This is a genomic window from Psychroflexus halocasei, from assembly GCF_900107595.1.
In the GTDB taxonomy this organism is placed as follows: domain Bacteria; phylum Bacteroidota; class Bacteroidia; order Flavobacteriales; family Flavobacteriaceae; genus Psychroflexus; species Psychroflexus halocasei.
Genome location: NZ_FNQF01000007.1, coordinates 1 through 21,919 on the forward strand (window position 1 = coordinate 1; position 21,919 = coordinate 21,919).

Here is a 21,919-nt window from a genome sequence, read left to right on the forward strand (position 1 = left end):
AACGGAGAACGCCATATGTTGATACCTTGAAATATGCAGCTTAAAAATGTTGAAAATTTTAACTAAAAAACTTTTTTAAACCATAGAATACGGGAGCTGCAAGGGCTTGGGAGCAATGCGCTAGTGAAACGGTTCGCGTTGCGAAAAAGGTTTGTCATTCTGAAGACACGAGTACGGGAGTGTCATTCAGAATCTCATCAATTGGAGTAGGATCAGTTTTAAAATCTGATATCTTTATAAATCATGAGATTCTGAATAAATATCTCCTATCGTCGATATTTTCCAGAATGACAGATATTTTGCAAGACACGATTACACCATTACACGAATACATGAAAAACAGAGAACAGACAACCGAATCACCATTCACGATTCACGGAAAACTGAGAATCGAAAAACCGCTCTATGCTCTATGCCGTATGCCTAACGCTTATAGCTTAAAGCAATTTCACGAAAACCGAATCACTAGTCATAAATCACGAATCACTATTCACTGAAAAACCGACAACTGACAACAGAAAACAAAAAAAGACCACTTGCGAACAAGTAGCCTTTATTGACTTCAGTTTATAACTTAAACTTACTTCTTTTTATAAAAATAGGATTTTATAAAGTAGCTTACCATAAAACTAACCGCTGCCCCTAAGCTAGCAAGTATAATTGTTTTAAAGATTTCGCTTGAACTAATCACAGGGAGGACACTTAATATTGTGCCACCAGCTGTGCCGCCAAAGATAAAGTGACTATTCTTCATCTGATTTTTCTTTTTGCTTAGCGTCTTTAACTGTAATCTGGCTTACACTTGACAATACCCCACCAGCAACAGCGATATAACCTCCTATTGATGTGATTAAGGCTGGTAAACTAACAGGTGCTGTTAATATAGTACCACCTACAGCAGCCATAATTAAACCAATATTTCTAAGCTTTTTAAATAACTTTGGCGTTGGTGAATTTACTCTTTCTTTAATATCCATTGTTTTGTTTTTTTATGATTTAATAATCATGCTTATTTTTTTTCTCTCTTTTAAAACAGAATAAGCGACTTGTTTTAATTGCTGAAAAGCAACAAGTGACTCTGTTCCTCGACCAGGTGCAGTTAATGCAGTGACTGGCGCAATACATCCTTTTAATTCTTTGATCGCATGATTTGCAGGATGGAAGAGTATAAGTTCTCTGTTTGGCACATTTATAAGATGCAAATGCCATTTAAAGCGTATGCTATAGCGTAGCTTTAAGTCATACTTGCCTTCTGGTATGCACGAAACATTTCTCTGATTTGCTTTCCATGGTAGCTCAATGGTGTAACATATATGTTTGTTATTCAAACGAATGACACCATTGGTACCATGTGCATGATATTGCCTTATAAGTTGCAATAACATAACATTAAGCTTGATTTACTTTAACAACTGATAACGCATTATAAGCGCCATTCTTTAACGGATAGGTTGTTCCATTAACCTCTTGATAAAATGAAATACCTAACACAGCAATGATTGGAAACCCTGAGTTTGCAGATAAATTTGCTGTTAAACTATCTGCAGCTGCCTCCACATCATCATAAGCGATAATCGGCGTCTCTGCCATTTCAAATTCTGAGCTTTCGTTCTCAAAATCTATGGCACCAGCACCAAAACTTATTTTAAAATGCGTCGTGCCTTGTGGAGCGTCAATCATATTAATAGGCTTATAGTCGCTATAACTCATGTCAACTTCACCAGTTGCAGCGTCTATGCTCACTTGATAGCTCACGTTAAAAAGCATACTGAATCTTGCATTTTTATTGAACTCAAAGCCTTGCAATAACTGCATCTGGCCATCTTGCACAGTTCTCACCCCACGCATATTAACATCATCAGTTTTAATAATTGATAATAAACGACCGGTTAATCGACTTGCGACACGTTTGTCTCTCGTGTTTTGTAATAGTAGTCGGAAACAACTTCTTATCACGCGACCACTCTTACCTGCACGTCCAAATTCTTGTCCGTTTTCACGTGTTCGCTGAAATGCGGGGTCATTCGCAATTCGATTCGCATCTACACCACCTTTTTCTCTAGCAAAATATCCTTCACTTGACTTGTAAAAGGAAATACCTCCAATGGTGCCCTCTAGTTTGATAATACCTGACTGTTTGGCCATAATTATTGTTTTAATAATTGATGAATGATTTCTTATCGGCTCATTCTATTAGCACGGTAAGCTGTTCAGATGCATCTTTGAAAAGTTTACACGACAAAACTCAGGAGAATCAAAAGTTTAAAAGCACAAGGTTTACCCAGCTTGGGTGTTGTTTTAATATTTATTTAACAATCAAGATTGTTCTATTATTGCTATATGAGCATTATTAAAACATAGCATTTTTCAGCATTAATGAAGAATTTTAAAAAAGGAGGGAAGGGGAAGTTTAAAGGTTAAAAAATTGTGAGGAAATAAGATTTAGGCGTCTGCTTCAAACATACGTTGTGCTAATGAAGCTTTTAATTGATCTAAAAACTTCAGTTGATTGGTTTTTCTTGATCTTAATTCGAGGTAAGTACGGTAATAATCGCCCAAGTCAATCTGAAAGACACGCTCAAATAAATCTGCAATCTCATTTATACTGGTGTTACCTCCGTTAATAGATCCTGTTGTATGTAAAGCATAAACAAGCTCTATGAGATCAACTTTATTTCGTGTCCAGCTGACTTGAGGAATTTTCTTTTTAGTTTCATTATCCTTAATCTTATGTTTATACTTCAGCTCCTCAATCTGCTTTTGTAAATAAACGATTAGTAAATCATAAGCCATTATTGTTGCAACTGAACCATCATGACTCGTCGAGAATTCATCATCGGTTACAAAGTGAATTGTGTCTGGATGTAAGCGTAAGTTTGCTTTATGCCTTAAAAAAAAGTGCTGATCTAAACTAGTTGAACCTCTTCTGAAGTAATGGTAAAACTCTAAATTCTCGTTGAAGTAATTCTGAAGCTTATCAATTTCTGTTTGTAAAAACTCCTTTTGAGATTTACGGCTACTTCTCGGTCTTCTACTTTCAATATTAAAGAGTTTGACATAGTAAATTAATTTACTAACAGCATGTGGCTTTATTTTTTTAAAAAAATAGCATTCAGCTTCTTCATCTTGAAAACCATTTAAGATGACCAACTTTCTGATTTTGTTTAAATACTCTTTTGTTGTTCTCATGCTTTGTTCAGAGCAGGTCAAAACATCATCAGTTTCAGTTTCTAAAGCTTGAAGCTTCTCTTCTAATTCTTCAATTAAGTTTTGATAAATCATTTGTGATGTTTAAGAAATATACATCTCAAGTTATCAGGTTTTTAAAAACGAAAAGTATGTTTTAATCACACAAATTGTATTATAAAATACTATAAATCAAGGTCTTATTCGTGTTTAGATTTAAGCGAATCACCAGCTTAAAGCAAGATGTAACTCAGATAGCTTCTAAGGATTAAGCTTTCCTCTTGGTGATTAAAATTATAGGAACCAAAACTTACTAACATGTTTACAAAACAATTTTTTTTAAAACTATGCTGTATTGCATTATTTATAAATGCATGTACACCGGATTTACTAACTGAAGAATATCCAGCTGATCCTGAAATAATGTCTCAGCAAGAAAGTGATAACGAATCGGGTGCTTATGAGACAGGCGATGACCAAAGTTTAGACCCAGATAATGAAAAGGATGGATAACACTTAATAATTTATTATTTTAGTAGAGCCAGTTTTCTTTTATGTCTTTTAAAAAATCATATTATCTGTCCCTCATTATTGTTGGGCTTGTCGTGGTGAGTTTATCACTGATTACTCTTATTCAAAAAGACACAAAACAACAGGATCAAGACATTTCACAATTCAACAAGCATTTTAAAGCTTTAAAAACAGAAGCTTTATCACATCATAAAGAAACTTACAATGATCTGCACCTTAAAATTGATTCGTTGATTAAAGATTTTGATCACCTTGATATTAAACAAAAAGTATATCAGGAGCTCACTGAATTAGCTTTACAAAAGAACGATTCACATTTACTATATAAATATAATGGACTTTCTTTAAACCTTGCCAAAAAATATAAAGACACAATTGCAATAGGTCTAAGCCATTGGGATTATGCAGCTTTCTTTCTCAAGCATCAAAAGTATGGCGATGCGTTTAAGCATTATCAAAAGGCTCAAAAAGCTTTTTCTGAGAACAGACATCCTTATTACGAAGCTAAAATGTGGTACAATATGGCTTTTATCAAAGGCCGTCTTAAAGAATATACAGAAAGTGAAGCTTTTATTTACAAAGCACTTCCTTATTTACGCGATGCTCAAAAGCATAAGCAAGTTTACAGATGTTATACCCTTCTTTCTTTTATATACGAAGATTTAGAGGGTTTAGATGTCGCTATCAAATACTTATCCTTTGCCTTGGAAACAATACAAAATAAAGAGCTTCCGTATCTAGAAGCAGCAACTTTAAATAATTTAGGCTTGATTTATCACAAAAAGAAGAATTTCCAAAAAGCTCTAAATTATTTTAACGAAGCATTGTCCATAGATGATTTAAAACAAGTTAAACCAAGCCTCTATGCGAGATTATTAGATAACAGAGCATATACCAGTTTTACTTATGGCGAACAAAAGTATCAATCAGACTTTGAAAAGGCACTAGAAATCAGGAAAGCACTGAGCAATAAAGCAGGTGTGATTTTAAGCCAAATTCATTTAGCCGAAATCCATTGGAAGAGAAAAGACACGACTCAGGCGATACAGTATGCTAAAGAAGCCGTCAAAAGAGCACAAGATATAAACTTAAAAAGAGAACTCTTAAATGGCTTATTATTACTGGCTAAATTTGAACCTCATATGGCTGACCAACATATGAATACTTGGAAAGTTACCCATGATGAAATTGAGCATAAGTTAAGAAAGCAACGCCATAAAGTTGCTAAAGTTCAGTTTAAAACACAAGAAATTAAGGGAGAAGCTGATCGTTTGAAAATGCATAAACAACTATTAGTCTTAGCTTTAACATTGGGTGCATTACTCTCTTTGACATTTTATCTTTATATCAGGCAAAAAAATAAAATCAAAAGGATTAAATACCAACGCCGCCAAGAGTATCAACTTCAATTAAAAGAAGAAGAGGAAAGAAACCGAATTGCAGCAGATTTACACGACAGCATATTAGGAAAATTATTTGGATTAAGAATCCACTGGGGTTTACTCGACTTCAAGAATAGTCTTAATGCCGAAAATGAACATCGCAAGCATCTAAACACTTTAAGTCAATTAGAAAAAGACATTCGTGATGTAGCACATGATTTGAAAAAACAGAATAAAGACATTGATTTAGCTTCGCAATTAGAAAATATAGGTCGCGTCAAAAGCCAAGTAGGAGCTTTTGATTTAACTTATAAGGCACAAGATCAAGAGATAGGAAAAGACTTAACATTGTTTATTAAAAAGCACCTTCTAGCAATAACAGAAGAGGTGATGCAAAATGTGATAAAGCATGCCCAGGCAACACATGTTAGCATAGAAATAAAGAAAACTAAAGATACAATTCATCTGATCATCTCTGATGATGGAAAAGGCTTTAAGACTAAAAGAAGAAGGAAAGGAATTGGTCTTGATAATATGAAAAGAAGAGCAGAGCAAATCAATGCTAAGCTGAATATTAAAAGCAAGCCAGGTAAAGGGACTACTATTGTGATTAAGCTTAAAGAGTCTTGAATATGAACAAAATAAAAATTGATAAAATGACAAAAAATTATAATGTTTTATTGGTTGATGATCATCCCATCATAATTTCTGCCTATAAACAAGTTTTTAAAAAAGTAGAAAGCCAAAACTCAAATTTAAGCTTCAAAATTTATGAAGCCAACAGCTTTATTGATGCCCTGAATCATCTCAAGAGATTTAACCAAAAACGAAAACTGCATTTGCTTTTAGTTGATCTAAAACTCGCTCCAGCACCAAATCATAATTTATTGTCAGGTGAAGATCTGGCTCTGCAGGTGAAAGAAAGCTTTACTGAGGTTAAAATCATGATTGCGACAACCTATCATCATAATTATCGCATTCACAGTATTTTTAAAAGCTTAAACCCAGATGGTTTTTTAGTTAAAGGTGATATTGACGAAAAAGAAATCGAACATGCAATTCTAGACCTTTTAGAAGATACACCCTATTACAGTAAAACTGTCAGGAATGCTTTAAGGCAATATGTAAGTAATGATTTATTATTAGATCGCTTAGATAGGCAAATTTTATACGAGTTATCACAAGGCACAAAAACAAAAGACTTATCTAATATTTTACCCCTATCAAGTGCAGGCATCGACCGCAGAAAAAAAAGACTCAAAGAAATACTAGATGTTATTGAAAATGATGACAAAACGCTACTTCAAAAAGCAAAAGATTTAGGGTTTTTGTGAATAGAGGGGAGTGGTTAGTAGGTAGTAGGTAGTAGGTGAGAGGTGAGTCTTTATCTGTCATTCTGAAGGCACGAGTACGGGAGTGTCATTCAGAATCTCATGAATTGGAGACGAATCATTAATTGCCTCGAAGTCTTCATTTAACTCATGGGATTCTGATCCCGAGATTTCGGAAGATTCAGCATCTCTTGTCTCTTTTGTCATGCCGGATTTGATCTGGTATCAGGGTGACGAAATAAATAGTTAACTTAGACATCATGAAACGCTCCTATCACAATTATTCAGTTTATATCTTGACAAATAAGCAGCGTGGTACATTATATATCGGAATGACTGGTGGAATAGATGATCGTATAGAACGTCATAGACAAGGGAAAGGAAGCTTCTTTACAGCTAAATACAATTTGACAAAATTGGTTTATCAAGAAGATTTTCAATATGTTAATGATGCGATAGCGCGAGAAAAGCAATTGAAGAGCTGGCAACGAGACTGGAAAATCGAGTTAATTGAGAAGGATAATCCAGAGTGGAAAGATTTGTATAAGCCACTGAGGGGAGATTCTGAATAAATTTCTCCTATCGTCGAAATTTTTCAGAATGACAAAATAACCTTTGAATTGTCATGCTGAACAAATGCAGCCACAGGCGAAGTGCGATTCAGCATCTCTTTACAAGGTGAAGTTCTTTTCATTTTCTTTGCTCACCCAAAGAAAACGAAACAAAAGAAAAGGTGTCTTTTTTATAGGTGTTTTGTCTATCGACAAACCAGAAAACTCTCGTTAAAATACCTCCAAGGCTTCGGTATTTTTTAACGCTCAACTTTTCTTACACTTAAAAAAAGAAGACTGAAACCTGATGATTCAGTTTTAATTTAAGAATTGAAAGGCTTAAAGCATAGTGCTTGCAGTGAATCAACATATTCACGACTTGTTTGCCAAGCTATTTCTTATATTATTCCACTCACTAAATAATAATGATATGAGGTGTAAATCTTAAAGCAAATTCAAAATTCATAATTTAAGAGAACGGCCTACTTTTCATGTTTATTCAAAAACAATAAATCCCGAAGTCTCGGGAGCTGCAAGGGCTTAGGAGCAATGCGCTAGTGAAACGGTTCGCGTTGCGAAAAAGGTTTGTCATTCTGAAGACACGAGTACGGGAGTGTCATTCAGAATCTCATCAATTGGAGTAGGATCAGTTTTAAAATCTGATATCTTTATAAATCATGAGATTCTGAATAAATCTCTCCTATCGTCGAAATTTTTCAGAATGACAAAATAACCTTTGAATTGTCATGCTGAACAAATGCAGCCACAGGCGAAGTGCGATTCAGCATCTCATCTCCTTATTTGTCATTCTGAAGGCACGAGTACACGAAAAATTATAAACGATTACACGAAAAACTATTCACTCATCACTAGTCACGAATCACCACTCACTGATCACTGACAACTGAAAACAGATAACGGTAAACTGAAATCTAAAAACCTCTATTTAAGAAGGATTTTACCTCGTTTGCTTCTGAGATGACATTGTAATTTAGATGTTCATTCTAAAAGAATCAGCTCATGAAACTCGTATTTAAATTCAGCTACATTTTGCTCTGCAGAAGTTTCTTTATTGTCTTATTGATGTATGCAGGTCTTACAAAGCTCTTAGAGGTCGATTTGTTTTATGACAATTTATACAATTCACCCCTGCTACCAAAATCTGAGTCACTGCTTTTCATTCTTACTTGGGCAATACCACTTATCGAAATCATGATAGCAATCGCCTTATGTTTCAAAGACTTTAATACACAAGCGCTTATTAGCATCATCTCGTTATTAGCTGTTTACTCAATTTATATCGCAGCGATTTTATGGTTAGCCCCATATCAACCCTGCTCATGTGGAGGCGTGATAAGTGCGTTAAGCTGGAAAGGACACTTTGTTCTCAATATTTCGAGTATAGTACTCGCTTTAAGTTGTTTATGGCTGCATTTAAAAAAGATTAAAAAATAAAATAGATAAGTTGAAAAGAAATTTTGTTGCGCAACAAATCAGGGAAAGCTGAAAACCTGTAAAAAAGAGTAAGCTTAATATTTAAATTTTATGTTATGAAACGTTTATTAAAGGTAGTGCCATTAATGGCACTAGTATTAACGGTTGGTTTTGCATTTGCAAACAAAGAACATGCACAATCAGCAGGCTGGGTTGAACTCAATGGGACAGCACAGCAACTACAAAGTAAGCCTTGTGTTAGCCCAACGAATGATTTGTGTAAAGTGATTTTCGCAAGCGATCCTAATTCACAAGAACACCAGGTTTATATGGACGAGAACTTAAGCATTCCTATGCGTAATGGAAGTACAGAAGCTTATATTATTAATGATTAATTAAAAATGAAAGCCCTTTGAAAAATAGCTCAAAGGGCTGTTTTATTAGATCTCTGAATAATCGTTTTTAGCAAAAAACTTAACTAGATTTTCATCTTTAAAATAGAGCTGACACATTTCTAAAATATCATCAGTGTTAATTGATTTAATGATCTTATCAACCTGTTTTTGCTCCACAATCGGAATATGATATCGATAATGTTCATAGAGTGCCGCTTGTGTGCTCTTATTTTGATTTCTTTTCTTTTGACTGTATTTTGGAATGACATGAGAGTTTACAATACTTTTGAAAAGAGATTCATTTATTTTTTGTGTTTTTAAATGATGAGTGATCTTTTTTAAATCATTCTTAATTTTTGACAAATCTTCTTGACTACAGCTTAAGATTAAGTTTATTGAATTCGTTTTGTTTGTTCTGTTAATCTGTTTCCTTGCAGCAGATAGGTATATCGCCCTCTTATCTTTAAAGCGTAGCTCCCTGAGTCTATTATGAACCAACTTTTCAATAATTTTTAAAATCACCTCATCTTTTAAGCTTAATGCACTTCCAGTTTCTCTCGTGTATTTATAGAAGAGATGAACATTTTGAATTGCTTGTTTAGGTGTATAAACAATTTCTAATGGCTTTCCTTTAAGATAAGTGTTTGCATCAACATTGCCTTTATGCATTGCTTTTTTATTGTTTGGTATGGCGCTCAAATACTTATTGACTAATGGTAAAATATTATCTTTTTTAAAATTCCCTGTGATAATAAATGTAAAGTCCTGCGTATTTTGCATGAGTTTACTATAGGCTTTATATGCAATATCTAAATCAGTTTCATCTACACCTAGATATCGATATGTCCCTTGAGGTTTAAACAATCGATTTTCAGTAAGTTTATTAATATGATAATAAAAATCTGACTTTGGGTTTGTATCAGTTTTTTTAAGAAATTTCTTCTTTTCCTCTTTTTTCCAATCTAAATATGCAGACTTATCATAACGTGGGGCAGACATATAAAGATACACGAGCTGCAAAGCTAGCTTTAAGTCTTTGAGTTTGAAGTTTCCTTTTATGCCTGATTCATGCGCGCTTATATAGGGTATGAAGCCATAAGGTATACTTGTTTCTTTGAGTTGCTTTTTTAGGTCAAATTTATCAAGTTTACCAATGCCTGAGTGCCTAACGATATCACTCGCAAATATAACTGAATGGAAGTTTTCTTCACTAAACGAAGAAACGCCATTAGGGCTAAAACCGTGCAGCATAATATCATCTTGATATCTTCCTTTTTCTGGTTGATAGGCTTTAATAATGAGCTTTATACCATTCTTAAGAATAATTTTTTCAGTCCCAAAGTCATTTAAATCTTCATATTGATATTCGGGCTGAGGTAATAGGTCTTCTTGTTTTATTTGGTCGGCTATCCTTAAATCTTGATTCTTACTTGATATATTGATGCTATCAGTTGGTGACTCTTGTACCCATCTTCTGATCTGCGCCTCTGAAAATGGGAATTTATCTTTTGAGGGGTTAATGACAGCAATATCCTCAGGTTGTTTTTGTAAGTTTCTCCTCACAAAAGTATTGAATTCCTCTAAAGTAAGTTCTTTCAAAAATGACGTATTGACTTTTAGAGACAAGTCATTAAAATCAATGTCTTCAACAAAATGTCGTTTAAACTTGTGCAGCCAGTAAAATGTGTTGGTACTGTCCTTCTTTTTTAAACGATTAATATACTTCTCTTTAGAATTTTCAAATTCATCCTTAGTAAATCCTGATTCAAATATCCGGTTTAAAATTGAAAATGCTTTTTGGATACTTTGTTTTGAATCCTTTTCTTCAGTTTTAACCTTAATCAGGTGAGTGTAGGGGATGTCAATAGAAGGTTGGATATTGAAATTGTAAGAAATATGATAAGCCAATAAGCTTTTATGAAGACTTTTATTGATTAGATCATACATCATATTTTCGAGAAGCTCATCTTTAATAATTGAATTCTCATACTTCTCTTGCGTATCTCTAATATAAAAATGAAAGCTTGTATAAGTTTCTAGCTGGTGTGTCTGATTAATAGAATTATTTATAAGCATAAATTGAGGTGCTCTATCAAAATAATCTTGTTTGATGTCTGTCAGATGTATTTTACTTTTATTTTTTATAAGACCATTAAAGCGCGTTTGAATCTGATTTTCTAACTGATCCAAGTTTTTAATATGCCCTACAACTGTCAGCGCCATTAAGTCTGGCCTGTACCATTCTTTATAAAAATCCTTTAAATTTATAATTTTAAAATTATAAATGTAATCGCGATACTCACTAGGTTTCTTTAATCCTTTATAGGTATTGGAAAAGGTACTGGCTATTTTTAATAAGTTGTAAGTCTTTCCAGCTCCTCTAAAAAGGTGCTCTTCGTAAAAAGCACCTCTTTCTCCATCAATATCTTTTTTATTAAATCTAATCTCACCAGACGCAATATCTTTAAAGAATAGCAAACTTGTATCTGATGCTAATTTGTTATGCGAAGGAAAATTAAATGAATATTCTGTATGCTTGGCTCCAGTTACTCCATTCAGCCCCATTTCCAGCAAGTTTAAAAGCTCCGTATTGCTGATAATCGATTCAAAGTTTTTAGTTCTTTGAAAAGGCATATGCTCTAAAAAATGAGCCATCTCATATTGCTCTTTAGTTTGATTATTATCACCTGCCTTGACTATTAAACTCGTAGATATTTTAGCATCAGAATTAGGTATATTTTTGATATAATATTGAAATCCATTTGTAAGCTGACCATATCGCGTATTCTCATCTAAATAAGTTGTTGATTGGTTCTGGCTATATGATAGATGAGTTATCATCCAAAAGCATATCATCATAGATGCTAAATACTTTGTTTGAACTCTAAAGATTTTAGTAAGCATCATTTTGATTGAGTTTTGGATTTTTAAGTATTTCGTTTTCAGGTATAGGAAACCATCTGTGCTCTGGTTGCCATACAGTATTTGGTTTATCATTTAGTATAGAGGCTTGATCAAAGCGTTGCAAATCAAACCAACGATGTCCCCATTCAGCAAAGAGTTCCTTTCTGCGCTCAAGCAATATCTCTTTAAGTAAAGCTTGCTGGCTGATGCTTGGCTGTGTTACACTCAAAAGTGGCAAGCCAGCTCTTTGCTTAATCATGTCTAAATCAGCTATGGCGCCTTGCAGCTTGTTTTGCTGGGCTCTTGCTTCGGCACGGATGAGGTATTGCTCTGCTAAACGCATCACCATAGAGTACTCTTCAATCTCACCGCCTGAAAAATCAAAAGCGATTTTATATTTATAAGAATAATAAGAGCTAACACCTTCTTGTGTATACTCTCCAATCCATTTGTCATATCTTAGATCAGGAGAGGTTTCCCATATCTCCATAAAGTCTTTTGAGAGTATAACGGGGGTGTTCATTGTAGGGTCGTAAATGAATATGCTACCTTCACGTGTATGTGTTAAAGTGCTGCCCCATCCTATAGGCGATATTTGCCAAATGGCTTCCCTGCTGTTGGCTAAAAAAACCTCCTCATGACCTAACAACTCATAAAGGGAAGCCTGGCTAATTAATTTGTCGCTATAATTTTCTGCTTTTTCCCAATCTTCTACATATAGATATACTTTTGCTAAAAGTGCATTTGCAGCAGCTTTATTAGGTCTTGCTCTGTTGTTTTCTAGGTAATTTTCATCTAATAAGTCAAGAGCGTCTAATAAATCATCAATGATTTTTTCAATGATATCTGCTTGTTTATTTTGACTTGCAGTGGCGTTTATTCGGTAATCTGTGCCTAAGATTAAAGGAACTTCATTATAAAGATTAGTCAGATAGAAATAAGTAAAAGCTCTCACAAATTTTGCTTCACCCTCCAGGCTTTTTCTGTTTTCATCAGATATTGATTCTGAATTCTCCAGACCTTCTAAAAGTGAGTTTGTCATATAAATAACATTATAGGCTCCTGCCCATAATTCTAAATTATAATTGTTGAGAGCTGTGATATTGTTTTGGTTAAACTCTCTCATGTCTTCATTGTTCGTCGTGAGCTTAAAGTTATCTGAAGAAATCCCCGCTAAAAAAGTTACAGAGTGGTTGCCCCCATTGGCAAAACTTGTATTAAACAACTGGTTATATATGCCAGTCATGGCACTTCTCGCTATTTTATCGTTGTTAAATACTGTTTCTCTCGTCACTTTATGATCAGGAAGGTCGACTTCAACAAAATCTTCGCAAGAGCTACTTATAGCAAGGATGAATAATAAAAATGTATATTTAAAAGTATTCATGTTTTCTATTTTTTAAAATGTTAATTGTAATCCTCCTGTTAAGCTTTGTAAAGAAGGGAGGGCTTTACTACCAGGTGATTGCGGATCTAAACCTTCATAATCGGTGATCGTCAAAAGGTTTTGCGCATGAACGAATAACTTAAATTGACTCAATCCTATGTTTTTGGTGAAATCATTAGATATCTCATAACCAAGGCTTAAGGTTTTAAGACGTATAAAGGACGCATCTGTAATAGAGAAATCACTGTTATAAGCATAACGATTAAAGGCTAAAAAAGCATTAATTGATTGAGATGGAGCTTGCAAATCTTCAGGCGAAGAGCTCCCATATTCTGTGACGCTCTTTAAGTTATTCCCAAGACGACCAGGAGGTAATGAAGAGGTCTTTCTTCCATTCTGCTTCACAAATTCAAATAAGAAGCTCAATGAAAAATTCTTGTAATTGAGTTTATTATAGACGCCACCAAAAAACTTTCTTCCTAAATTTTTAGTAATCAACCTATCATCGTAATCATAACTTCCATCTTCGTTAACATCCTTAACTGTGTAGTAGCCTGTGTCTGGATCCACGCCCTCAAATTCATATAGAATATCTAAACTTAAAGCCTCTCCCACACGGTATGTGTTTGCATATGCTGTTTCTTCAATATCAGGAAAAGCAACGAGCTTACTACTTGGTATTGTCATGTTTAATGATGTATTCCATTGAAATGATTGTTTCTGAAATACTTTTGCTGAGAGTCCAAGTTCCCAACCCTTGTTTTCAACTGTGGCAGGCAAGTTAGCTTCTACCTTGGAGAAACCGGTAATTGCAGGTAAAGGATAACCAACCAACTGATTTGAAGACCTGTTTCTGTACCATGCTATTTCAGTGTGTATGCGATTGTTTAAAAAGCTTAGCTCTAAAGCAGCTTCAAGTTTTTTATTGGTTTCCCAAGAAAAATCATTGTTGGTGAGTTGTGTCGGGTAAAGACCATCAGGGCCAGGCGTTGCTTCATAAGCGTCTAAGTATCTATAATCTCCGATCTGGTCATTTCCGGTTGTCCCATAACTTCCTCTTATTTTTCCAAAAGACAACCAGTTGAGATGCTTATCAAAAAAGTTCTCTTCTGTAAAGATCCATGCGGCACCAATGGCACCAAAATTGGCAAAACGTTTATCAGGTCCAAAACGAGAAGAGCCATCACGCCTGCCTGTCAGGTTTAAATAATATTTTTCTTTCCAATCATAAGCTAGACGTGCAAAAATTGCACTGTATTTATAAGTTAAATCCCTGTCTTTTATAATCGAGACTTGATCAGCAGCTTCCAAATTCCCTATGAGATTTCTGTCTATATAACCTCTTCCAGAAATCGTTAAACTTGTATTCTTGTTTTCCTGAAATGTTGCCCCTACAATCGTGTTAAAGTGATGCTGTCCCCAAGTTTTACGATAATGTATTTGAGGTTCTACAATCCATGAATTTCTTCTGATGTCGCTATATTGTGATCGATTTGTCACCCTATCCCACATGTCAGGATCATAAGATTCAATGGGCGTTTGTATATTCTCTTCACTTGTCAGATGAGTGTAACCAAAACTTGATTTTAAACTTAGTGAAGGGGTCAGCCTGTAGGTAAGCCCTAAATTACTGATTAAGTTATTCGTGCTTAGCTTGCCTTCATTTTGTAATGTTGCTAAGGGGTTAGACCATGTTGAATCTTCCCAGTTCAGGCTTCCATCATCATTATAAAGTCGTGGCGCGTTGGGTGCTAAAGATAAAGCTGTACTGACAAATGTACTGCTGTTAAAAAGATCATTATCATCTAATCCATAGTTTGCGCTGAGGTTGAGTTTAAATTTTTTATCTTTTGATTGATGATTTAGATTAAGGTTAAATGTCTTTTTTTCATAAGAAAAGTCACCAGGGAATACCGTTCCTTGCTTCTGATATGAAGCGCCGATAATATAAGAGGTTGTTTCATTTGCGTTTGAAATATTAAAACTAGCACTTCTTAATTCAGCCGTCTTTCCAAATAATTCTTTTTGCCAATCTGTATAGCGATTTTCATCCCACAGCACAAGATCAAACGCATTATACGCATTAGGCTCTACACCGTCGTTTTCAAAAGCTTGCTTTCTAATCTTTAAATATTGCTGAGTGTTTAGAAGATTTAAAAAGTTATCAACTCTACTCATCCCAGTATATAGCTTAGTACTGACTTTGATGCCTTGATTTTTTTGACCCGATTTTGTTGTAATAAGGACCACGCCATTAGCACCTCTTGATCCATATATGGCCGTCGCATCTGCATCTTTTAAAACTTCAATGCTTTCAATATTAGTAAGGTCTAAGGTGTTTAAAGGGTCAACGCCTGCACCTTCAAAAAGTTGGATTTGGCTATCTATAGGACTAGAGTTAATCGGCATTCCATCAATAATATATAAAGGTAAATTGCCATTATCATCAAAGTTTGTTCTTAAACTACTTTGGCCTCTTATTCTAATAGTTGGGGCTGCACCTGGGACGCCTGTGCTTTGCACCACTTCAACTCCTGCCATACGTCCTTGCAAAGCTTCTATAGGGTTTGTGACAGGCTGCAATTCGATGTCTTCAGATGTTACTTTTTCAATGCTGCCTGTGCGTTCTCTGTCTTTTACACGGTAATACCCCGCATTGATCACCACTTCATCCAAGGCTTCGGTGCTAGGGGAGAGTTGTACATTAATAAGCTTGCGATTATTGACCGCTATTGTTTGTGCTTGATAGCCTAAGTAGGTAAAAGATAAACGATCATTACCAGTGACCTCGATGTTGTAGTTTCCGTCAAAATCGGTGGTGGCGCCATTCGTTGTATTGATGCGTTGTATATGTACGCCAGGGATGGCTTGCCCTGTTGTGTCGGTCACCTGACCGCTCAATTTGTAGGTGTTTTGTGCCTTTGCTGTTGTTGTACTGAAGAAAATCAAAAGCAATATCAGGCCAAACCCACACTGGTGGGTGTAAAAATATTTCATAACTTTGTATGTGTTTTTAGTTAAACTAGGTTTTAATAAAAGCGCATTTGCCTTCCCGTGGTCTGCAAACTATAGGGGAGGTTTTTTGCTTTTAGATGTAATGCACATTGTGCTTAAAGAGCTATTGAATAAGACTTAAGCCTGTGATTGTATGCATAACATGAGTTTGTTAAGTGTCATTGATGGGCGATTGTTTTAAAGAAGTTATTTTTTAATAATAAACGCCATAAAAAGGGCGTGAAAGCTCAACCTACCGAACATGGGGTACTGGCATACCTTACCACGATAAGTGAGCTCACGCCCGGGTCGTGAGCTATATTACTTATCCTCTCGTGGTTTTAAAAACGCCAGTTTTCTGTTCGAGACTCAAAGCAATAGCTTCTATGTTTTTATTTTAAGAAGTACTGCAAATATATTAATTGGACAAATATAACAAAAATATTAATATGTAGGTTTTTTTACCTACAATATTTTTTGATGTTATCCTCAAATTGCTAAAAAGCTTACTATAATGGCAATCAAAGAGAATAATAAGAACTTGCTTTTACTTACGGGAAAACGAATAAAACACTTAAGAAAAGAGCAAGGTTTAAGTCTAAGGAAACTAGCCCAGAGATGTGATGTGGATTTTAGCGATATAAATAAAATTGAAAAAGGAGAACGTAATATGCAGATGACGACTCTTTTTGAACTAGCAAAAGGCTTAGAAGTCCATCCCCGAGATTTGTTTGATTTTGAGATGGAGAGGGAGTAAAAGTGTTTGTTTAAAACAATTAATTCTTAATACACTTATACTTACTCAACCAAAATAAAATAGTGTTAATAGCTATAGCATACAAATATAAGTCAATTAAGTTAGCTATTTTTACCTACAATGTTAGCTACAGTTTTTTTAAAGTACTAATTTGTCTAAATTTTTCAGTCATTGCTGAAAAATATTTTATATTTATGATGTATGGAAAATGTTAAAGAGTTATATAAAACCGTTGAGCATAATATGAAAAAGCGTAAAACAATATTTAAAACTGACTTTCTATTACCAAAAAATAACTTTTTTGTAGGATTGGGAAGTGTTTTAAATATCGCGGGGTCTTATTTTGATTATAACTATTCTAAATCAGCGGCAGAAGCAGATCGCAAAGCTTTAGTTTCAGATTGGGCGAATGTTGGTGATGATTTCAAGTCAGCAAAGGAAGTCTTTGAAAAAAAGAATTCCAATAAACTTTGCTTAAAATAACTTTAAATTGAGCAATAAACAACAAAATAATAAGCCATCGAAAGTAAAAATTCCTGAAGAATTACAGGAGCTAGAGGAAGAACTTAAAAATATTAATCCAAAAATTTTTGATGGCTTACCAAAGAACAAAAACTTGAAATTTTAAAAAGCTTATCTTTTACTTTAATACAAGAAAAATCTCATTCAGGCCCTCTGCCAGATGCAGAAACACTTGTTAGATATGATTCCGTTATACCAGAAGGAGCATATCGAATTATGAAAATGGCTGAAAATCAACAAAATCATAGAATTTCTATAGAAAGTAAATTAGTTGCAAGTCAATCAGCTCAAAGTAAATTAGGACAAGTTTTTGGATTGATTATTGGATTGTCAGGAATAGGATGTGGAACTTATCTTGCTTCAATAGGGCAAGATATCGTTGGAGGCATAATAGCTGGGGGAACAGTTGTTAGTTTAGTTTCAGTCTTTGTTTTAGGGAAAAAATCTCAAAAAAAGAACAACGAAGATTAAGTAAACACTAGCAAACTAGCACTCAATTTTCTATAGATATTTGAACTAGCAAAAGGCTTGGAAGTCCATCCCCGAGATTTGTTTGATTTTGAGATGGAGTGATTGGTGATTAGTAGTGAGAACTTAGTAATTCAAAATTTTGAATTTTAAATTCTAAATTTAAAAAGCCTAAAACCTACAGCCTACCGTCATAAGCAAAAAAACGATTTCACGAATCAACAAATTCATGATTTGTTTGCCAGGCTATTTCTTATATTATTCCACTCACTAAATAATAATGATAATAGGTATAAATCTTAAAACAAATTCAAAATTTATAATTCAAGAGAACGGCCTATTTTTTATGTTTTTTAGAAAACTAGAAAGCGTTGAAGAGAGGCAGAGGGAGCAATGCGCGAGTGAAACGGTTCGCGTTGCGGGGGCAGAGATGCTTTCATTGCTTTTCTAAAACAGAAAAATAAGCCTAGACTTTTTTCTTTCTTTTTTGGGCGATGCAAAAAAGGAAAAGGATATTAAAAGAAGTCGAATCATTATATTAAGCACGAAATAGAAACCGAAAGATAGACTTTGAATTGAGAGGGCTATGGAAAAGAAGGGAGAGCATTAATTGAAAACGAATTCATTAATAATTGATCAACCAATCTTTAAACTGTCATGCTGAACAAATGCCGCCATAGGCGAAGTGCGATTCAGCATCTCATCTCTACATCTGTCATTCTGAAGACACGAGTACGGGAGTGTCATTCAGAATCCCACCAATTGGAGACGAATCAATAATTGCATCGAAGTCTTCCTTTAAATCATTATTGAATATTACATAGTGATTTCTTTCATTTTTTCCATTGATGAAAAAACGAAACATCCCGAATAGGTCGGGACTAACGAAAAAAGAGGAGGAAATTTTTGCTTCGTTCCTCTACGCAAAACCCCTGATGTCTTTTTCGCTACATGCTTATGACTACGTCAAGCACTTCCGCGAAAGCCACAGGTATTTCTTGAAATTAGTCAGTTACTTTCATAATTCATTTCCGTTGAGTTGAGCTATGACAAACTTCTTAGCAGGGATAAGAGTAATTCAAAATTTTTAATTCAAAATTCATAATTGAAGAGAACGGCCTACCGCCTAAAGCTTATAGTCTATAGCAATTTCACAAATCACCAATCACGAAAAACCGAATCAATCCCGAAGGATCGGGACAAACGAATCAGCAAATTAACGAATCACCGAATCCACGAATACACGAATAACTCGGGACTAACAAATCATGAGATTCTGAATAAATATCTCCTATCGTCGATATTTTCCAGAATGACAAAACATGATCTGCTGAATATATTTCTTTCATTTTTTCTTGATAAAAAACGAAGCAATCCCGAATAAGTCGGGACAAGAATAACAAAAGGAAATTTTCACTTCACTATCGTTTCGTGAAACCGCTGCTCAAACTGCGTTTCATGCTCTTTTTTGCTACCGCAAAACGCACTTCCACTTGTTTGACAGACTATTTCTGATATTATTCCAATCACTAAACAATAATGATAAGAGGTATAAATCTTAAAGCAAATTCAAAATTCATAATTTAAGAGAACGGCCTATTTTTTATGTTTTTTAGGAAACTAGAAAGCTTTGAAGAAAGGCAGAGGGAGCAATGCGCGAGTGAAACGGTTCGCGTTGCGGTGGAAGAGATGCTTTCGTTGCTTTTCTAAAACAGAAAAATCAGCCTAGTCCCGACCCTTCGGGGTGCTTCTTTTCGGCAATGGAAAAGAAGAGGGAATATCAATAGAAGTTCCCTTCATTTTTTCTTGATAAAAAACGAAGCAATCCCGAATAAGTCGGGACAAGAATAACAAAAGGAAATTTTCACTTCACTATCGTTTTGTGAAACCGCTGTTCAAACTGTGCTACATGCTCTTTTTTGCGAAAATGCAAAACGCACTTCCGCTTGTTTGACAGACTATTTCTGATATTATTCCAATCACTAAACAATAATGATAAGAGGTATAAATCTTAAAGCAAATTCAAAATTTATAATTCAAGAGAACGGCCTATTTTTTATGTTTTTTAGAAAACTAGAAAGCTTTGAAGAAAGGCAGAGGGAGCAATGCGCGAGTGAAACGGTTCGCGTTGCGGTGGAAGAGATGCTTTCGTTGCTTTTCTAAAACAGAAAAATCAGCCTAGTCCCGACCCTTCGGGGTGCTTCTTTTCGGCAATGGAAAAGAAGAGAGAATATCAATAGAAGTTCTTTTCATTTTGCCTTGACGCAATCCCGAAGGATCGGGAGAAACAATCCCGAACCATCGGGACAAGATTAATTTTAGGAAATTTTTACTTCGTTACTCTTCGCAAAACCCTTGTTGTCTTTTTCGCTTCATGCTTATGACTTCGTCAAGCACTTTCGCGAAAGCCACAGGTATTTCTTGAAATTAGTCGGTTGAGTTACATTGAGGCTTTAGAGTTAAATAAAACCGATTCACGAAAAAACGAATACACGAATACACGAATTTACGAATAGTCGAATAACCGATTATACGATTTCACGAATCCACGAATCCACGATTTTATCCCGAATAACTCGGGACTAACAAAGCATGAGATTCTGATCCCGACCCTTCGGGGCAGAATGACAGATATTTTGCTAGTCACCATTCACGAATCACAAGTCACAGAATAACTGACAACAGATAACCTATTAAATGTATTCCCTTCATTTTTTCTTGATAAAAAACGAAGCAAAAAATCAAGAATAAAATGAGGAAATTTTCACTTCACTATCGTTTCGTGAAACCGCTGTTCAAACTGCGCTTCATGCTCTTTTTTGCGAAAATGCAAAACGCACTTCCGCTTGTTTGACAGACTATTTCTTATATTATTCCTCTCACTAAACAATAATGATATGAGGTTTAAAACATACCGCCTAAAGCCTAAAGCTTATAGCCTAAAGCAATTTCACGAAAACCGAATTACTAGTTATAAATCACGAATACACGAATAAACGAATACACGAAAAACTATAAACGATCAACTAACAACTGATAACCGACAACGGATAACCGAAAAACCGCTCTATGCTCTATGCCGTATGCCTAAAGCTTATAGCCTAAAGCAATTTCACGAAAACCGAATTACTAGTTATAAATCACGAATACACGAATAAACGAATACACGAAAAACTATAAACGATCAACTAACAACTGATAACCGACAACGGATAACCGAAAAACCGCTCTATGCTCTATGCCGTATGCCTAAAGCTTATAGCCTAAAGCAATTTCACGAAAACCGAATTACTAGTTATAAATCACGAATACACGAATAAACGAATACACGAAAAACTATAAACGATCAACTGATAACTGATAACCGATAACCGATAACCGATAACTGACAACTACTCCACAAAAACACTTATAGAAGCCGTTTTTTCTTTTTGCCCTAAATACCCAAACCAGACTAGAGGAGGAGACGTGCCTTGCCAAACTTCCGGGATTTTAAAGTCTGCTTGTTCATCGTTTCGTAATGCTAAGTTGGCCTTGAAATAAAATTGATGAAGCTGAGGTTGATAAAGCACAACAAACAATTCATCATCAGCCTGTGCAAGTGCTTGATCTTTTTCCGATGTCCATGTGACACTTCGTGTGAAGCTATCGACTTCAATTATATTAAGATGAGCAGGAGGGCGTATCATTCCGTAACTCATGAGGGCTTTAGAGAGGTTGATAGAAAATTGTTGGTTATTTTCAGAAATGGCATGCTTAAGATAATAAGATTTAATAAGGTGATAAGTTGCTTTTTTCTGATTAATCGGGAAATAGGTTTGATTTAAAATAAAGCTCGCAGCATTTAAAAAATGCATCACGCATTTCATTTTCTGACGCTGACGAAGCTGCAATTGCGTTGCAGGTTTTTTGGTTGGTCTCGGAGCGCTACTGACGTAATTCCCATATTTACTTTTTTTGAAAACTAAGTTTCCAGCCTTTCCAGATATTGTCCCTATGCTATTGTGTATGATTTGTGCCATGGTATTTAGTTTTGATTTAAAAATACAGCAGTATCTCCAAGCTCAAGCGAGGTCT

At 34.8% G+C, this 21,919-nt stretch carries 19 protein-coding genes; 10 read left to right on the top strand and 9 right to left on the bottom strand.

Annotated elements, in window-relative coordinates; translation table 11 throughout:
* Nucleotides 1–743: 743 nt before the first annotated feature.
* The 4 genes from BLV84_RS09120 to BLV84_RS09135 form a co-directional block, all read right to left on the bottom strand.
* On the bottom strand, nt 744–977 hold the full coding sequence (locus BLV84_RS09120) for a hypothetical protein (RefSeq protein ID WP_093244374.1): 234 nt from the start codon (nt 975–977) through the stop codon (nt 744–746).
* A gap of 12 nt (nt 978–989) precedes the next feature.
* Nucleotides 990–1,385 (bottom strand): DUF5675 family protein, encoded by a 396-nt coding sequence (locus BLV84_RS09125; RefSeq protein ID WP_093244375.1) that lies wholly within the window; start codon nt 1,383–1,385, stop codon nt 990–992.
* Nucleotides 1,386–1,389: 4 nt separating this feature from the next.
* The gene (locus BLV84_RS09130; RefSeq protein WP_093244376.1) at nt 1,390–2,145 is read right to left on the bottom strand and encodes a hypothetical protein; all 756 of its coding nucleotides are present in this window, start codon (nt 2,143–2,145) and stop codon (nt 1,390–1,392) included.
* A gap of 297 nt (nt 2,146–2,442) precedes the next feature.
* Nucleotides 2,443–3,282, bottom strand: a complete 840-nt coding sequence (locus tag BLV84_RS09135; protein ID WP_093244377.1) for an RteC domain-containing protein — start codon at nt 3,280–3,282, stop codon at nt 2,443–2,445.
* A gap of 222 nt (nt 3,283–3,504) precedes the next feature.
* On the opposite strand from BLV84_RS09135, the gene BLV84_RS09140 reads away from it, so the two are divergent.
* The 6 genes from BLV84_RS09140 to BLV84_RS09165 all read left to right on the top strand — a co-directional run bounded on the left by BLV84_RS09140 (nt 3,505) and on the right by BLV84_RS09165 (nt 8,810).
* The gene (locus BLV84_RS09140; RefSeq protein WP_093244378.1) at nt 3,505–3,699 is read left to right on the top strand and encodes a hypothetical protein; all 195 of its coding nucleotides are present in this window, start codon (nt 3,505–3,507) and stop codon (nt 3,697–3,699) included.
* 41 nt (nt 3,700–3,740) lie between these two features.
* Nucleotides 3,741–5,729 carry a tetratricopeptide repeat-containing sensor histidine kinase gene (locus tag BLV84_RS09145; RefSeq protein ID WP_093244379.1) on the top strand — a complete coding sequence of 663 codons (1,989 nt, stop codon included), beginning with the start codon at nt 3,741–3,743 and terminating at the stop codon, nt 5,727–5,729.
* Between the two features lie 26 nt (nt 5,730–5,755).
* Nucleotides 5,756–6,433 (top strand): response regulator, encoded by a 678-nt coding sequence (locus BLV84_RS09150; protein WP_159429412.1) that lies wholly within the window; start codon nt 5,756–5,758, stop codon nt 6,431–6,433.
* Nucleotides 6,434–6,690: 257 nt separating this feature from the next.
* Complete coding sequence (locus BLV84_RS09155) at nt 6,691–7,002, top strand: GIY-YIG nuclease family protein (RefSeq protein WP_093244381.1); 312 nt, start codon at nt 6,691–6,693, stop codon at nt 7,000–7,002.
* A gap of 999 nt (nt 7,003–8,001) precedes the next feature.
* On the top strand, nt 8,002–8,436 hold the full coding sequence (locus BLV84_RS09160; RefSeq protein WP_093244382.1) for a MauE/DoxX family redox-associated membrane protein: 435 nt from the start codon (nt 8,002–8,004) through the stop codon (nt 8,434–8,436).
* Nucleotides 8,437–8,531: 95 nt separating this feature from the next.
* Nucleotides 8,532–8,810, top strand: a complete 279-nt coding sequence (locus tag BLV84_RS09165; RefSeq protein ID WP_262501510.1) for a DUF6520 family protein — start codon at nt 8,532–8,534, stop codon at nt 8,808–8,810.
* A 45-nt stretch (nt 8,811–8,855) separates the two neighbouring features.
* Here BLV84_RS09165 and BLV84_RS09170 read toward each other — a convergent pair whose 3' ends face one another.
* From BLV84_RS09170 to BLV84_RS09180, 3 genes are read right to left on the bottom strand one after another with little or no spacing between them, the layout of a single operon-like run.
* The gene (locus BLV84_RS09170; RefSeq protein ID WP_159429413.1) at nt 8,856–11,714 is read right to left on the bottom strand and encodes a M16 family metallopeptidase; all 2,859 of its coding nucleotides are present in this window, start codon (nt 11,712–11,714) and stop codon (nt 8,856–8,858) included.
* Complete coding sequence (locus BLV84_RS09175; protein WP_093244385.1) at nt 11,704–13,101, bottom strand: RagB/SusD family nutrient uptake outer membrane protein; 1,398 nt, start codon at nt 13,099–13,101, stop codon at nt 11,704–11,706. The genes BLV84_RS09170 and BLV84_RS09175 overlap by 11 nt, the downstream gene beginning before the upstream one ends.
* 12 nt (nt 13,102–13,113) lie before the next feature.
* On the bottom strand, nt 13,114–16,098 hold the full coding sequence (locus BLV84_RS09180; protein ID WP_093244386.1) for a SusC/RagA family TonB-linked outer membrane protein: 2,985 nt from the start codon (nt 16,096–16,098) through the stop codon (nt 13,114–13,116).
* A 511-nt stretch (nt 16,099–16,609) separates the two neighbouring features.
* On the opposite strand from BLV84_RS09180, the gene BLV84_RS09185 reads away from it, so the two are divergent.
* From BLV84_RS09185 to BLV84_RS12620, 4 genes are all read left to right on the top strand, one after another.
* Nucleotides 16,610–16,852: a helix-turn-helix domain-containing protein gene (locus tag BLV84_RS09185; RefSeq protein ID WP_093244387.1), complete on the top strand. Its 243-nt coding sequence runs from the start codon at nt 16,610–16,612 to the stop codon at nt 16,850–16,852.
* 243 nt (nt 16,853–17,095) lie between these two features.
* Entirely contained in the window at nt 17,096–17,335 is a 240-nt protein-coding gene (locus BLV84_RS09190; RefSeq protein ID WP_093244488.1) for a hypothetical protein, read from the top strand.
* 7 nt (nt 17,336–17,342) lie between these two features.
* Entirely contained in the window at nt 17,343–17,480 is a 138-nt protein-coding gene (locus tag BLV84_RS12615; protein WP_234953126.1) for a hypothetical protein, read from the top strand.
* Nucleotides 17,481–17,590: 110 nt separating this feature from the next.
* Nucleotides 17,591–17,845, top strand: a complete 255-nt coding sequence (locus tag BLV84_RS12620) for a hypothetical protein (protein WP_234953127.1) — start codon at nt 17,591–17,593, stop codon at nt 17,843–17,845.
* 1,205 nt (nt 17,846–19,050) lie between these two features.
* Here the strand turns inward: BLV84_RS12620 and BLV84_RS12520 are convergent.
* Together BLV84_RS12520 and BLV84_RS09200 are read right to left on the bottom strand one after the other, a co-directional pair.
* On the bottom strand, nt 19,051–19,191 hold the full coding sequence (locus BLV84_RS12520) for a hypothetical protein (protein ID WP_159429414.1): 141 nt from the start codon (nt 19,189–19,191) through the stop codon (nt 19,051–19,053).
* Nucleotides 19,192–21,234: 2,043 nt separating this feature from the next.
* Complete coding sequence (locus BLV84_RS09200; RefSeq protein WP_093244388.1) at nt 21,235–21,864, bottom strand: DUF6266 family protein; 630 nt, start codon at nt 21,862–21,864, stop codon at nt 21,235–21,237.
* Between the last annotated feature and the right edge of the window lie 55 nt (nt 21,865–21,919).